The organism is Candidatus Protochlamydia naegleriophila, from assembly GCF_001499655.1.
Lineage (GTDB): Bacteria > Chlamydiota > Chlamydiia > Chlamydiales > Parachlamydiaceae > Protochlamydia > Protochlamydia naegleriophila.
The window spans coordinates 632,318-646,367 of sequence record NZ_LN879502.1 but is presented as its reverse complement, the minus strand read 5'-3'; the positions used below and the strand labels follow the sequence as shown (position 1 = coordinate 646,367).

The window sequence follows — 14,050 nt, the reverse complement described above, 5'->3', positions numbered from 1 at the left end:
TATGGGAATAGCCGATTCTTATCACTGGCTTGTCTTCAATAGCATCATTTTGATCTTGCTAGGACTTGATCTATGGCATTTTTACTACAAACCCCACTCCATTAAATTTAAAGAGGCTATCCTAACGTCCATTGCTTGGATTGCGCTAGCTTTTCTATTTAACGGCTGGCTTTACTATCAATTTGGCTCACAAACGGCCCTTAATTTTTTAACCGGTTATCTGCTTGAAAAATCGCTCAGCGTCGATAACTTATTCATTTTCCTGCTCGTTTTTTCCCACTTCAAGGTACCAGACGATTGCAAACATCGCGTGCTGTTTTACGGAGTCCTCGGTGCACTTATCATGCGCGGTCTGCTCATCTGGGGAGGAATATCGCTCATCCATCACTTTGAATGGGCCTTTTATCTCTTCGGCATCTTTTTGATCTACACGGGCATCAAAATGGCTCTTTCTAAAGAAATTGATCTTAAAATCGAAGAAAACCGGATCTACCGCTTCATTCAATCAAGAATTGGAATTACTTCCGGCTACCATGGACAGGCCTTTTTGGTTAAAGAGGGGACAAAATGGGTGGCAACTCCCCTTTTGCTCGTTGTCATCCTAATCGAAATGGCCGACTTGGTGTTTGCACTCGATTCCATTCCCGCCATTTTGGGAATTACAACCGATCCGTTCATCGTATACACTTCCAATGTCTTAGCTATTTTAGGACTCCGCTCCCTATTTTTTGTCTTAGAAGGACTCATGCAACGCTTCTATCTGCTACATTATGCCTTAGCCTTTATTTTGGTTTTCATTGGCTTTAAAATGCTCTTAGAAAGCGTCATCACAATCCCAACTTTTGTAGCCCTCGGCATCCTGCTATCAATGCTCGCCCTAGCCGTCGTTGGCTCCTTCTTGTTTCCCTCAGTTGCAAAAGAAGGTGAACAAAACAAGCTCTAAAAGCCCAATGCCAAATCCGATCAAAGCCCCCGAACCTCTTAATTTTAAGAGATCGGATCGATAAGTTTGACGAAAAGAGCGTCCAAGTTCTGTAAAATCAAGTGCTTGGACCTTTTCTTCGATCATTTTCTGGAAATCAAATTCTTGCCCAACCTTTTTAGCCAAATTCTCTTTGATGGCAGGCAAAGATTTTAGAATTTCCTGTTTTATCTTGCTCTTAAACCGCTCGACCCATGCTCCCGATAGCAACATGCCGCCCATCGGAATTTGCCCCCGCAAGTGTTCGATTAAATCTTCTAAACGCACATCCAATACAGGAGCCACATCAGCCTCTAAATTGAATGCGCGCACCTTATCGACCAAACAATCCTTTTCAGGCTTGGCCAGCTCCACTGCCTTGTTTAAAAAAAGTTGACGAAGATCGCCTTGTTTGATAGGTAATAAGTAGCGAAAAATGAGGATTAAAAAGACCTCCGCCACAAGCCAACCGATTACAGTCGCCCCTATCAACACAATCAAAAAACAGCTATTCATACATGCTCCTCATGCCAAAATAAACTCGGTATACCATGCAGCTAAAATTTGTTGCAATTTATTAAAATAAAATATATAATTAATACCAGCATTTTATTTGGAGTTTATATGTCTTTAGAACAAAACCTAGAAGAAAAGTTCCAAACTACTCAACTAAAAATGCAAGAGTTGACAATTGGAATGGAAAAATTGGAACTCGAGTATCAAACTCTTTTAGAAGATTTAGGACTGACATCTGATCAGCTCCAGGATTATGCCACGAATCCCGATAATTTTTCACAGCCGATCTGGGAGCAGCTTCAGAACGAGAAGAAGCAGTTAGACGAAAAGTTAAATTTGAATCTCAATAATGTACGCGATCCCCTTAAAGTCAAGAAAGCCTTGGCCGACCGCGGCCACATTCAGCAACACTGGATCTTTGTCCGTTAAGCCTTTTCTATTACAAATAATCTTTATTTTCCAGGGTCTGACATTTTATGCAGAGCTTCCATAAAGAAGTTACGTTTTAGAAGCCACTTGAAGTGCGGATCTTTGAGATGATGAAGGCTACCTTTTAATGAATACTAAAAGATAGCCTTAATAGGAGCTTAGTATGACTTGGCAAAAATGGCATCGATTGTTGCTTCTTTACCCGTCAAGATGCAGCGACCTTTTGTTCCGCTTTGATTGAGTGGCAGGCAGCGAATCGTGACTTTTAAGTCGCTTAGCATTTCTTCGGTCGCCGGATCTCCGCACCACTTTGCTAGAACAAAGCCGCCGTGAATTTCAGGCTTGTCTTCGTTCTTTGAGGTGAAAAACGCGCGCATTTGCTCGAACGTTTCAAGGTGCTTGTAAATGTGTGCATCGCGATAGGCTTTAGCTTGTGCGTAATACGTTTGTTGGATTTCTTCGAGGATAGATGCTGCATCCTGAACGAACTGCTGCATCGGCATCGCTTGTTTATCTTTTGGGCTCTGATCGCGTCTTGCAACCATGACAGCCTGCGCCTCTAAATCACGAGGACCCACTTCTAAGCGCAATGGAATCCCTTTTTTGATCCATTCCCAATTCTTCTCTCCACCACGCTTATCGCGTTTGTCAATGTGTACACTAAGCGATTTACCATAAAATGTTTGCTTTCTCAATTCGGCAGCCAAGTTTTCAGCGTATTGTAGAATGGCTTCTTCCAGCTCTGGTTTTGGAATAACTGGAATGATCACTATCTGCTTGTGAGCAATACGAGGAGGCAGTCTCAGCCCATCATCATCGCCATGACACATGATCAAGCTTCCAATCAAGCGCGTCGTCATTCCCCATGAAGTCGTATAAGCGTACTCTAATTGCCCTTCCTTATTGCTGAATCGGATGTTAGATGCCTTAGCAAAGTTCTGCCCCAAATAGTGAGAAGTACACGATTGCAAGGCTTTGCGGTCTTGCATCATGGCCTCTAATGTAAAGGTGCTGACAGCGCCCGGAAAACGCTCGCCAGGTGACTTTTCACCCACGATGACCGGAATGGCAAGCACATCTTCTACAAAAGAGCGGTATACCTCTAACATGGTCAAGGTCTCCTGTAAGGCCTCTTCATGAGTCGCGTGAGCAGTATGCCCTTCCTGCCAAAGGAACTCGGTTGTACGCAAGAAAATGCGGGGACGCATTTCCCAGCGAACGACGTTAGCCCATTGGTTGATAAGAAGAGGTAAGTCACGGTACGATTCAACCCAGCGTGAAAAAGAATCACCAATGATCGTCTCAGAAGTCGGACGTACGACTAAGGGCTCTTCCAAAGGTCCTGCTGGAATTAGGCGGCCATCTTTTTCTTCAAGGCGGTGGTGCGTCACGACTGCGCATTCTTTAGCAAATCCCTCGACGTGGGCAGCCTCTTTCTCAAAAAAGCTTAACGGAATAAAAAGAGGGAAGTAAGCATTTTCGTGACCTGTCGCCTTGATGCGATCGTCCAATTGGCGTTGAATAGTTTCCCAGATTCCATATCCCCAAGGCTTAATGACCATGCAACCGCGGACCGGAGAATTTTCAGCTAAATCGGCCGCTTTGATGACCTGTTGATACCATTCTGGATAATCATCTTCTCTTGTTGGACTAATGGCACTTTTTTCTTTTGTCATGACAATCTCTTTTTATGAATCATTCATTTTTTAGCAGATCGGAGTAGAATTTCTACGACTGTATGACTCTATTTCTGCCTTACTGCCTGGTTTATGACACATAAGCATACAAGATCAGGAATTCCTAATCAGCAGAAAAAAATCTGAGGTTTTTAATCAATTCCAGCAACTTTTAGGCAGAATGCGTATCGGCGTGCAGCGCTCTTTCGATCGCCTTTTGCAAACATTCTTCCAGCCAGGCATTTCTTTGAAAAAGGCGCCTGTCAATTTCAATGACGGGGCGAACATGAGCCAACGAATTGCAAGTAAACACAGCAGAGCCAAAAGGAATGTCTTCGAGTCCTGCCTTAACTGGCACCACTTTTAGCTCGAAGTGATCGATCAACTGATTTAAAATAATTCCCTGCAGATAAGGAAGAGTAGAATCAGGGACGTAAAGATGGGCTTCATCCATCCAAAATAAATTGGAAAAGGCAGTTTCCAACAAATACCCCTCGCAATTGCATACGATAGCATCATCATAGCCTTTTGAATGCGCATAATGATTGATCCATAACCGATCTAAATAGGCCAGCGATTTAAAAAAAGCCAAAGGGCGGACGACAGGATCTGGATAGAGGCTCAGGCGGCACTCAACAAAAGGTTCTAGGCGATAAGGCTTAAGTGTCAATAAAATGAGTCCAGGCGCACGGGAGGAAAGCGTCAGGGCCGGATCTTCCCCTCCCGTCACCACAATTTTCAAACGCCAGGTCCCAGTTCCTGCCGCATTGCGCTCAACCAATTCCTCAATCCACTCGGGTTTGATGACTGGAGAGTGAATCCCCAATTGTTCACATTGGTGAGTGAGACGCTGAAGATGAGGGCGTAAAAATTCGGCTCGCCCTTGATGAATGCGCACAGTCGTAAACAGACCATCCCCATAAAGAAAACCTCGATCCGAAATGGGGAGAGTCGCTTGCTCTTCTAAAAGATAGTTGCCATCTAGACAAACCCACTTAAGCGTCATCTTGCTCCTTATCATCTAAGCTCGCTTCAAATTCGGAAAGCAAATTGCGACACACGTGAGAATTCCATACATCTTTCTTATAGCGTTCGGGAATCGTGTTTAATGTCTCTGAATCGCTTTCAAACTCAGAACTTTCATCGCTTGAAAAAACGTCCCCGTCCCAACTTTCCTCTTCGCCTTTCAGATGAGAAAAAATGGGGCGGCCGGCCCTTCCAGGACAGCTTACGTTTGAAACAGGAGTATGAAAGCCGGGCAAATCTACATCTGTGCTTTCTTCTCCCTCTGTCGCATTCCCTTGCAGTTGAACCCCATGGTGAATGCCTTTGAGCAGTAAACTCGTGGCAAAAGCACTTAGCCAGATGACTAATGCGTCTCGCATGCCTTCCGCAACGCGCTTTGATAGAAAGGGATGCCATGCATGAGACACATATAAGGCGACAACCACAGCAAAAGCTGTGCGTGCAAACATTTCAACCTTTTTCCATTTCGCCCTCTCCAAATCGGGCACTTGTAAGGAAAATTGCAGAGTCGAGACATTCCACAAGCTCTGTTGAAATTGTTCTAATACCCCATAATTTATCATTGAACAGCCTGCCGATTGATCGTTTTATCTTATTGTGAAAGGACTTTAAAAATCGAATCCCCTTTAAACAGGGTTTCTTGATACTCCTGTTCAGGATTCGAGTCAATAACAATCCCTCCACCTAGCTGTAAATGAATCGTATCACCGGCAAAAACAAGTGTGCGAATGGCAATATTCAAATCAAAATCATTCCGGCCTGTCATATAGCCCAAAGAACCGGTATAGATGCCTCTTGGCCTTTTTTCCAACGTTTGAATGCATTCCATCGCTTTGAGTTTAGGACAGCCAGTGATGGATCCTCCTGGAAAACAGGCGCGAATAAGCTCGATAGGTGTAAAGTTGCATACTTGAGAGCGGATGATGGAGAGAAGGTGGAAGACATTGGCATAAGCTTCGCAACGCCAAATATCAAGCGTTTTGACGCTTCCTGGAAGGCTGATCCGGCCCAAGTCATTGCGCATCAAATCGGTAATCATGAGAAGCTCTGCTTTTTCTTTAGGCGATGCAAGCAACTGCTTTTTAAACAGCTCATCTTCCTCTATATTTTTTCCTCTCTGAATCGTTCCTTTAATGGGACGCGTTTCCAAGCAATCAGCCTGCTTTTGCAAGAAGCGTTCTGGAGAGGTCGACACAAGAGTATAGTCTTCTGTCTTCAAGTAGGCCGAAAAAGGGGCGGGATTTAACTGACTGACTTGCAGAAAAACGTCAAATGGGCGCCTTTGTCCCTCAAAAATAAACGGTTGCGACAAGTTAACCTGGTAGACATCGCCTGCTCGAATCCACTCCTTGGCCTGTTCGATTGAGGCTAGAAAAGCCGATTGGCGATTGGGAATGGAAACTATCTTTAAAGGAGGCTTGTCTTGAGAATGGGTTCTGAGGGTTTGCTCGCTCAAAAAGCGCCATCCCTCCTCTGTAGCCAGCCGCATGACCCACTCTTTTTGCGCAATAGGCAACCCGTCAATCGCTGAGAGGGCGACTCTCACCGATGCTGCTTGCGTCGCATGCTCATATACGAGTACGACTGCACATTGCTGCCAATACGCATCGGGAGTCAATGAACAAGGAGTATAGGACAAGGTAGAGTCTGGATCTGCGAATATCCCCATTTCATAGCCAAAGAAACCAAAAGCATAGGCCTCCGCGTGCTGAGCAAAAGACTTGAAATAAAACTCTTGCAGCCCTTCCCAAGGGTTAGCACAAGTCACCCTCTGTTCAGTATCTCCTTTTCGAATAACAAGATCCTTGCCGCGCGCTGTGACAGACTCAAAAGGAAATAATGCCAAAAAAGAGCGCTGAGCGGAATCGAGCACCCCTCCAGAAAACAGCAGGCATGTTCCATGCCAATCAGCAAAGTAATTGGCTGCAGTCAATAACTGCTCTACAGAAAAAGTATTTAAACTGAAGGTTTGATAATGCATCGGAGCTATTGCGTGAATCATGTGAGAAGTTTAAGCAGATAGGGCATCGCCTATCTGCCAATAAAGTGATGTGCCCAAGAATTTAATAAGCATTTCCTGCAGCGCATTGGCAACTAAGCCTCTCCTGCAACCAGTGTATCTCTTGAGACTACTCCTCATCTTGTTGCAATTCATCAGGAATTTTCATGTTGTGGTAGACTGCATCGACGTCTTCCAGCTCATCTAACCACTCGATAAGTGCCAAATTTTCTTTAGCCGTTTCAACATCGCATTCCACATATGACTTAGGAATCATTTCCAATTCAGCCTCTTCGCAGGCAAACCCTAGGTGGTTGATCGCTTCTTTAACGTTATAAAGGTGAGCTGGATCCGTTGTAATAATGAAGGTTTCATCACCAACTTCAAAATCTTCGGCTCCAGCTTCTGTGGCAGCCAAAAATAACTCATCCTCGATTGCATTCTTTTTGCTGATTTGTAAAACGCCTTTGCGATCAAAGTTGAAAGTCACCGCCCCAGGAGTCGCCACAGTGCCGCCACGCTTGTTAGTTGCAATGCGCATGTCTGAGGAAATGCGATTCTTGTTATCGGTCATGACATCGACGACAATACCAACCCCTCCATGCCCATACAACTCGTAAGTCATTTCGTGGTAATCGGCTTGATCGGCGCTTGAGGCTTTTTTAATGTTGCGTTCGACGTTTTCATTGGGCATATTGGCATCCCGGGCCTTTTGCAAGGCTAAGCGTAAACGGGGATTGTTTTTCATATCCGCTCCGCCCAACTTAACAGCACTAATGATCTCTTTGGCGACGCGAGAAAAGATTTTTCCCTTCTTCGCATCCGCCTTACCTTTGCGATGTCGAATATTTGCCCATTTACTATGACCTGCCATGAGTGACCAACCTTACAATTAAAAGTTACAAGTTGAATTAAATAAATAATTTTGATTATCTCGGATCCATTGCTGAGCCATCCTGTAGTATTTAAACTCTTTTTCTTTCTCTTTAAAGGCTTTGCTATGGATGTGTTTCTGCCCTTTCTCATCTACATATGTGGGGCATACATAATGCAACATTTCATGGTAGACGACATAAGAGACAAAATAATCTGGAAAATGTTTGTTGTCCAAAATACGATTAATCTTGATGAGCTTCAAAGGATCGTGAAATAATCCAAAAGTAATTCGGTTTTTTCCGCGCTTTTGCGACTTGCCAAACCAAGTGATGTGGAGTCCCAAAGCCTTATTAAAATATTCATGATTCAAATCGGCATAAATCTCTTTTAAATCATGAACGCGCCCTTTAGTCTGCAATTTGCTCAAATCCAACTCATGCGAGTAATCCAATTTTTGCAAATTATCTTCGATATAGGCCTTAATGCTTGGAGCAATCTTCGCATGCTTTCCATTCAGATAGCATGCTAATTCCTGCATGACGTTTTGAGGTGCTTGAAGAAACATGCGGTGAAGAGAAACTTTGGCGCAATCAGGCTCCCACTTTACACTCAACATTGTCGAGCGGTTATCATTGATCTTTAACTGCAGCTTCATTCCTGCACTGTTTTCAAGCTGCTGTTGAAAAGTTAAGGTTTTTTCGGAATCGTAAAGCATAACCTATTATAAAAATCTCTCCATAAAAACACGTCCCACGTAACGATCTTGCTCTTTGATCCAAGAATTTTGACGGCCAAATTCTTTGAATCCAAAGCGCTTGTATAAATTCATAGCCGGATTTTCGGCATAAACTTGTAAATGCAGTAATTCGATCTTGAATTTTTCTTTTGCCAGATGAATGATACTATTCATCAGGTAAGTTCCAACTCCCTGATTGCGAAAACCTTGCCCTACAATAATCCCAAATTCGCATTGATGAGCCAACTTGCGGTAAGGCTGCAAATAAAGCGTGGCAATTCCACAAGGAACTCCATCTTTTAAAATTGTCAAACTGCATTTATAGCGATAAAAGGCAATCCAACGCATAACGGCATCGTCAATCTCTACCTCGTCATCCATCGGAAACCACCGCTGGATGCTAGGCTCCAATAACCACTCTTTAAGATATTTGGCATCACCAGGCTCTGTGTAGCGAACCTCGACTCCGGATGGCACTTGTTGTTGATTTCCCATTAGCCAAACTCCTTTAAGTATGCGTTAACGAATTCATCTATTTCTCCGTCCATCACAGCTTGAATATTGCCCGACTCCGCCTTTGTTCTCGTGTCTTTAACCAGGGTATAAGGCTGGAAAACATAGTTGCGAATCTGGCTTCCCCATGCATTATCCATCTTTTCTCCCTTAAGAGAATTAATGGCCTTCTCCCTTTCCAATACTTCCAATTCATAAAGCTTTGAACGGAGCATCTGAAAGCAGGCTTCTTTGTTCTGCACTTGACTGCGTTGGTTTTGGCAAGAGACCACAATCCCCGTTGGTATGTGCGTTAAACGCACAGCCGAGTCGGTCTTATTGACGTGCTGTCCACCAGCTCCTGACGAGCGATAGGTATCGATCCTAAGATCATCTGGTCGAATTTCAATCTGAATGTCTGTTGTAATTTCAGGCGATACATCGACAGAGGCAAAACTTGTATGCCTCTTAGCATTGCTGTCAAAAGGTGAAATGCGCACCAAGCGATGCACTCCTTTTTCGGCTTTGGCATAGCCATACGCATAGCTGCCTTGAAAACGCATCGTAATGCTTTTCAATCCGACAACTTCTCCATCGACAAAATCGATGATCTCAACTTTCCAGCCCCGTTTGGCAGCCCATCGTTGATACATGCGAGACAACATATGCGCCCAATCACAAGCTTCTGTACCGCCAGCTCCTGAATTGATGGTCAAATAGCAATCCTTGTTGTCCATCTCGCCAGATAACATTCTGCGAACTTCGAGATCGCTCAATACTTTCTCAACGGAATCCAAATCAGCTAACAGCTCTTGAATTAATGATTCTTCATTTAATTCATAGGCATCTGGAAGCAATGCTTTGCAATCTTCAAAGCGCTTACTCAACTCCTGATAAGGAATCGTCCAAGCCCGCAAGTCCCGGCATTCATTTATCACTTGCTGTGCCTGTTCTGGATTGTTCCAGAAAGTATTCTCTTCCATCAATGTTTCTAATTCTTTTACGCGCGCTTCCTTCGAAGCCAAGTCAAAGATACCTCCACATGTGAAGAAGACGATCTTCTATACTTTTTACGCGCAATTCTGTTTCGTTATTCATTTAAAACCCCACTCATTAGACTTGCTTCTAGTACACATTCGATCCCTCCCCCCCCCTTCCTCCTACCCAATTTTTTGATTGAATAGACAAATGGAAAAAGTGAGAAAACAGAACCATGCCACAATTATTTAAGAAGACATTTTATCGCTTTTTTATAAAAAAGTCAAAAACTCTACGTCATTTTCCAACAATTAGTTAGAACGCTGTCAAGGCGTGAATTTAAAAAATATTTTATAAAGTAAAAGTCACGGGAAAACCCTTTCTTATTATAAATCAAATAAATAATTTTACACTATGAAAGAAGGGGCTTTTACAAAGAAATTGCATAGACAGCAACTGGCCAAAAAAGGATAATCCTTTCTTTTGGCCAGCTTTTAGAGGCTCTATAAGCCCTGAATCAAAATAAAGGCTTGAGCAAGCGGCCTTAGATATTAGCAACTATGTTCACCCTTACTTCAACCCATGCGTAAAACGCCATTAGCATGATTCCCGACAAGCCCAAAAAGAATAGGGGCATGGTCACAATACTGCCATTATGCAAATAGCCCATTAAAAATGTGAGGCCTGCAATCAGCAGATAGTAAAGCAAGCCAAGCAAAGCACCTGCCGTACCCACGGCTTTCTGGTAATCGATTAGCGATTGGGATAGAGCATTGGGAATCAGGAGCCCAATTCCAAAAAAGAGCAGAGCAATGCAACCAACTAAAATGGCCAGATGGATAGCAGGCGAATGAGCAAACAGCTTCCAATATCCCCAAACCGAGAGGCCCAACGAGGCCGTCAAGATGATCAGGCACCCCACAAGCATAATGCTTTCCGGCCTGATCAAGCGATGATTCAAGCGGTGAGAGAGGTAGGAAGCTACAATATTCGAACCTGCAATCGCCAATCCCATAAGACCATACTGACCAGGCGTATAATGCATGTACTCGATGAAAATAAAAGGAGCCTCAGCATAAAAGCTAAAAATGATCCCATTGCTGCAACCGATCAGAGTCACGTATCCATATAAGCGCCTGTCGCCCACAAATTGCCTGGCAACTTGTTTAAAGGAGGCCAATGAGAGTGCAGCCGTGCTTTTCGTCTCAGGCAAAAGGCGGTAACAATAAACGAGCAACCCCAGCCCCATTGCCACTAATACAACAAAATTTCCTCTCCAGCCGGCAAACTGATCCACTAAGCCCCCAATCAAAGGGCCAATGGCTGGTGAAAATGCCAAAGCGCCCCCTACAACCGAAAAAATTTTGCCCCGCTTGGCGCCGCTATAGAGATCGCGCATCATTGTTTGCGTCACAACCGACCCAGCACTTGCTCCAAATGCCTGTATAAAACGGCAAGCCAATAAAGTCCCTATCTCTCCCGCCTGATAGCAACCAACACTTCCCACACAATACAAAAGCAGCCCCATCAATAAGGCTGGCCGCCTCCCCGCATAATCGGCAACCACCCCCCATCCTGCGACTCCTAAAGCAAATCCCATGAAATATATGCTCAAGGTAAACTCCGCCCACTGGCTCGATACACCTAAAGAGTGGGCTAAATCGGGCAAAGAAGGGGTGTAAATCGTCTCACTAATCTGGGGAAACCCTAATAATAATATAATTAAAACGAGCGAAAGTGATGCTTGCGCCTTATCGTTTGCCATTGTCTTCCTCCTGTTTAAAGTCGCCCTCTAGTATAAAAAATCGATTTTCATTTTACAATATAGGTGAAATTCAACTATTGTTAACTTTTTATCACCAATAGGTCATTGATGCCATCAATCGAGCGATTGCAAACTTTTGTGAAGGTGGTCGAAGCCAATAGCTTTGTGGCTGTGGCTGACCAGATGAAATTATCGAGGGCCGCCATTAGCAAGCAAATGTCGGCTCTTGAAGAAGAAGTGGGAATCAAATTGATCGAACGGACGACGCGGCGCTTACGCTTGACAGAGACTGGAGAGCACTACTACAAGCAGTCGAAGGAAATCTTAAACAAACTCGACGAAATGGAAAATCTGGCTCTGACCCTGCGTAAAGAGCCTATTGGAACCCTCACTCTTTTCTGCAGCCGCTATTTTGGCGAGCAGTATGTGGTGCCTCATCTCGGTGAATTCATTCAAGCCTATCCCAAAATCAAACTGAATGTTCAACTGGGCGAGCGCATTCCCGATGCTGCCAAAGAAGAGATTGACATTGTTATCGGGATGTCCATTTCGGGTCCTCCCGAAGTCATTCAAAGGACTATCAGCAAAACCCGCTACGTCCTTTGTGCCTCGCCTACCTACCTCCAGCAATTTGGCATCCCGCAAAAGCCTCTAGACCTGATAGAACATCGCTATTTGACACACAGCATGCGAACACCCGATCATCTGCTAACTTTTGGAGAGGAGATGCATATCCACCTCGATCCATTCTTACGCCTTAACGACGCAGCATCCCTATTCACGTGCGCGCTGCAGGGAATTGGCATCGTCAAACTCCACTACTATATGGTTGAACAAGCCTTGAAAGAAGGAACGCTAGTCGAAGTCTTAAAGCCTTATAACCAAGAGATCTATCCCATTTATCTCTATCATCTGCAGAATCGTTACTTGACACCTAAAATCCGCCACTTCATCGATTTTTTGCTAACAAAAGTCAACCCCCAGCTACTCGATATCTGACTGTTCTTTACCAAGCCTCATCTCGGCCAAATCACTCTCTTAACCTAAGTCCACCTAAGCTTACAGCTGCAAAATCTAATCGTTTGTAGAGCTTGCTAGAAGTTTGAAAACTGTTAAAATTAGATATATACAATATTATTAAAACTATAATATAATAATATTGAAATATTAGGAGATTTATTATGAATAATATAACAAATCCCTTAGACATAAAAGCAAATAATACAAATAATTACAATTTTGATACAGATAAGTTAGGACATTTAAATAGGCATCGTATTTCTGCCAATAATTCCAAGATGACCTGTGTTCAAAAAATTAAAGATTTTGTAACGAACATATTTGAAAAAATATCTTTATTTTTTAAGGATTTAAAAGAATCCATACAAGAATACTTTAAAAAAGATAAAAATCCCCTAAAAGCAGAAACTACCGACCCTTCGACCTCACCTACCGCAGACAATACCATAGCAAAAAGTAAAAAGACATCCCCTGAATTACTAAAGGCTAATGCTGCTGTTAGTCAAATCCCCACGCCTGTTATTGAAGAGGCATTGAAAGAAGAGCTTGATTTATCCTTAACACCCGAATATGAAAAATTGCTCGACGCTGTTAATAAAAAAGATAAAGAAGCATTTCAAGATCTTTTATCAAAAATTCCCAAGCAAAAATTAGCGGATTTAATTCCCGAAATTTTACGAAAAGTTGCTCCTCGTCTTTCCAATCAAGAGACGGCTTTTATTTTCCAAAATTTAATAGAGAAATTTCCAGAAGTAAAAGAGTATATGACCTTGCACAATGACAATCCCATCCTAGCACCTAAGGGTGTTGAAATCTTAGTGGATTATCTAAAAGAAAAAGGATCTTTAAAGGTTGATTGTTTTGTTTGCAATGATATTGCTGATTTTATACAAAAATGGGAAGGGATTCAGTCTGCCCAAGCAGGCTCCAAGTTTAGTTTTATTGTGCGATGCCGTAGCGAATTTCCCTCTCCTTTTACAAATCACATGACACCTATTTATGCTGAAAAAACAGAAAAAGGATGGAATGTTCTACATTCGGATGCAGCAGGCGACTTTTCCTCCATACCCATTACTGTATACTTCGCTCAGATAATAAAAACACCAGATATTGCGTTTTATAGTGGAGGCAGCGGACGCCAGCGTGATCCAACAAGTTGTCCTGTTTTTTGTTTAAGAGATATTGTTCAATGCTCCAATCATCCAGATATTTTTCAATATCTATCTAAATCAGTCCCTGCACAAGATCCTAATCTGGAAAAAGAGCCAGAAGATTCTAATATTATATCTGATATGATAACTGTTAAGTCCTTAAACATGCCAATCGAAATGATGACTGTGACACAAAACAAAGAACTTTTAGAAGAATATCAAGCTAAACATGGCGATGATAAAGTTAAGGGTCTAAAAAAAACAGTGACGTTTTCAGAAAAAATGCAGAAACATCAATTTACCATTATAGGTAAAAATGCCACTCCAAAAACTGTAAATAATCTAATTCATGAACGTGGATTAAAATATCAAAGAATTATTTTGCGCCATATTTTGCAAAATAGTCCATAGATTAGGCAAAAAAG

The 14,050-nt window shown here is 42.9% G+C and carries 14 protein-coding genes; 4 read left to right on the top strand and 10 right to left on the bottom strand.

Annotation, left to right across the window (positions count from 1 at the left end; translation table 11 throughout):
* The first annotated feature begins 1 nt into the window (after position 1).
* Positions 2 to 943, top strand: a complete 942-nt coding sequence (locus PNK_RS02650) for a TerC/Alx family metal homeostasis membrane protein (RefSeq protein WP_059060128.1) — start codon at positions 2 to 4, stop codon at positions 941 to 943.
* On the opposite strand, the gene PNK_RS02645 is transcribed toward PNK_RS02650, so the two are convergent.
* A complete protein-coding gene (locus tag PNK_RS02645; RefSeq protein WP_059060126.1) occupies positions 908 to 1,477 on the bottom strand; it encodes a DUF445 domain-containing protein in 570 nt (189 codons plus the stop codon). The genes PNK_RS02650 and PNK_RS02645 overlap by 36 nt on opposite strands.
* A 108-nt stretch (positions 1,478 to 1,585) precedes the next feature.
* Here PNK_RS02645 and PNK_RS02640 point away from each other — a divergent pair, with 108 nt between their 5' ends.
* On the top strand, positions 1,586 to 1,906 hold the full coding sequence (locus PNK_RS02640) for a hypothetical protein (RefSeq protein WP_032125113.1): 321 nt from the start codon (positions 1,586 to 1,588) through the stop codon (positions 1,904 to 1,906).
* A 158-nt stretch (positions 1,907 to 2,064) separates the two neighbouring features.
* On the opposite strand, the gene proS is transcribed toward PNK_RS02640, so the two are convergent.
* From proS to PNK_RS02595, 9 genes are all read right to left on the bottom strand, one after another.
* Positions 2,065 to 3,582 (bottom strand): proline--tRNA ligase, encoded by a 1,518-nt coding sequence (proS, locus tag PNK_RS02635; RefSeq protein ID WP_032125112.1) that lies wholly within the window; start codon positions 3,580 to 3,582, stop codon positions 2,065 to 2,067.
* A 172-nt stretch (positions 3,583 to 3,754) separates the two neighbouring features.
* Positions 3,755 to 4,588, bottom strand: a complete 834-nt coding sequence (locus PNK_RS02630) for an aminotransferase class IV (protein WP_051981873.1) — start codon at positions 4,586 to 4,588, stop codon at positions 3,755 to 3,757.
* Positions 4,578 to 5,171 (bottom strand): hypothetical protein, encoded by a 594-nt coding sequence (locus PNK_RS02625; protein WP_032125111.1) that lies wholly within the window; start codon positions 5,169 to 5,171, stop codon positions 4,578 to 4,580. The genes PNK_RS02630 and PNK_RS02625 overlap by 11 nt, the downstream gene beginning before the upstream one ends.
* 29 nt (positions 5,172 to 5,200) lie before the next feature.
* Complete coding sequence (locus PNK_RS02620; RefSeq protein ID WP_079992772.1) at positions 5,201 to 6,610, bottom strand: anthranilate synthase component I family protein; 1,410 nt, start codon at positions 6,608 to 6,610, stop codon at positions 5,201 to 5,203.
* 127 nt (positions 6,611 to 6,737) lie between these two features.
* On the bottom strand, positions 6,738 to 7,481 hold the full coding sequence (locus PNK_RS02615) for a YebC/PmpR family DNA-binding transcriptional regulator (protein WP_032125110.1): 744 nt from the start codon (positions 7,479 to 7,481) through the stop codon (positions 6,738 to 6,740).
* 18 nt (positions 7,482 to 7,499) lie between these two features.
* Positions 7,500 to 8,198: a SprT-like domain-containing protein gene (locus PNK_RS02610; protein ID WP_059060124.1), complete on the bottom strand. Its 699-nt coding sequence runs from the start codon at positions 8,196 to 8,198 to the stop codon at positions 7,500 to 7,502.
* A gap of 6 nt (positions 8,199 to 8,204) precedes the next feature.
* Entirely contained in the window at positions 8,205 to 8,714 is a 510-nt protein-coding gene (locus PNK_RS02605) for a GNAT family N-acetyltransferase (protein ID WP_059060122.1), read from the bottom strand.
* A complete protein-coding gene (prfB, locus tag PNK_RS02600) occupies positions 8,714 to 9,769 on the bottom strand; it encodes a peptide chain release factor 2 (RefSeq protein WP_096030673.1) in 1,056 nt (351 codons plus the stop codon). Before prfB ends, PNK_RS02605 begins: the two co-directional genes overlap by 1 nt.
* 464 nt (positions 9,770 to 10,233) lie before the next feature.
* The gene (locus tag PNK_RS02595) at positions 10,234 to 11,454 is read right to left on the bottom strand and encodes a multidrug effflux MFS transporter (protein WP_059060118.1); all 1,221 of its coding nucleotides are present in this window, start codon (positions 11,452 to 11,454) and stop codon (positions 10,234 to 10,236) included.
* Between the two features lie 108 nt (positions 11,455 to 11,562).
* On the opposite strand from PNK_RS02595, the gene PNK_RS02590 reads away from it, so the two are divergent.
* Both PNK_RS02590 and PNK_RS02585 read left to right on the top strand, forming a co-directional pair.
* Positions 11,563 to 12,453, top strand: coding sequence for a LysR family transcriptional regulator (locus PNK_RS02590; RefSeq protein WP_059060117.1), 891 nt, complete (start codon positions 11,563 to 11,565; stop codon positions 12,451 to 12,453).
* Positions 12,454 to 12,635: 182 nt separating this feature from the next.
* The gene (locus tag PNK_RS02585) at positions 12,636 to 14,036 is read left to right on the top strand and encodes a hypothetical protein (protein ID WP_059060115.1); all 1,401 of its coding nucleotides are present in this window, start codon (positions 12,636 to 12,638) and stop codon (positions 14,034 to 14,036) included.
* The last annotated feature ends 14 nt before the right edge of the window (positions 14,037 to 14,050 follow it).

Coding starts and splice junctions, on each gene's coding strand:
- PNK_RS02650 (WP_059060128.1), top strand. CDS start 2: ATGGGAATAGCCGATTCTTATCACTGGCTTGTCTTCAATAGCATCATT.
- PNK_RS02645 (WP_059060126.1), bottom strand. CDS start 1,477: ATGAATAGCTGTTTTTTGATTGTGTTGATAGGGGCGACTGTAATCGGT.
- PNK_RS02640 (WP_032125113.1), top strand. CDS start 1,586: ATGTCTTTAGAACAAAACCTAGAAGAAAAGTTCCAAACTACTCAACTA.
- proS (WP_032125112.1), bottom strand. CDS start 3,582: ATGACAAAAGAAAAAAGTGCCATTAGTCCAACAAGAGAAGATGATTAT.
- PNK_RS02630 (WP_051981873.1), bottom strand. CDS start 4,588: ATGACGCTTAAGTGGGTTTGTCTAGATGGCAACTATCTTTTAGAAGAG.
- PNK_RS02625 (WP_032125111.1), bottom strand. CDS start 5,171: ATGATAAATTATGGGGTATTAGAACAATTTCAACAGAGCTTGTGGAAT.
- PNK_RS02620 (WP_079992772.1), bottom strand. CDS start 6,610: ATGATTCACGCAATAGCTCCGATGCATTATCAAACCTTCAGTTTAAAT.
- PNK_RS02615 (WP_032125110.1), bottom strand. CDS start 7,481: ATGGCAGGTCATAGTAAATGGGCAAATATTCGACATCGCAAAGGTAAG.
- PNK_RS02610 (WP_059060124.1), bottom strand. CDS start 8,198: ATGCTTTACGATTCCGAAAAAACCTTAACTTTTCAACAGCAGCTTGAA.
- PNK_RS02605 (WP_059060122.1), bottom strand. CDS start 8,714: ATGGGAAATCAACAACAAGTGCCATCCGGAGTCGAGGTTCGCTACACA.
- PNK_RS02595 (WP_059060118.1), bottom strand. CDS start 11,454: ATGGCAAACGATAAGGCGCAAGCATCACTTTCGCTCGTTTTAATTATA.
- PNK_RS02590 (WP_059060117.1), top strand. CDS start 11,563: ATGCCATCAATCGAGCGATTGCAAACTTTTGTGAAGGTGGTCGAAGCC.
- PNK_RS02585 (WP_059060115.1), top strand. CDS start 12,636: ATGAATAATATAACAAATCCCTTAGACATAAAAGCAAATAATACAAAT.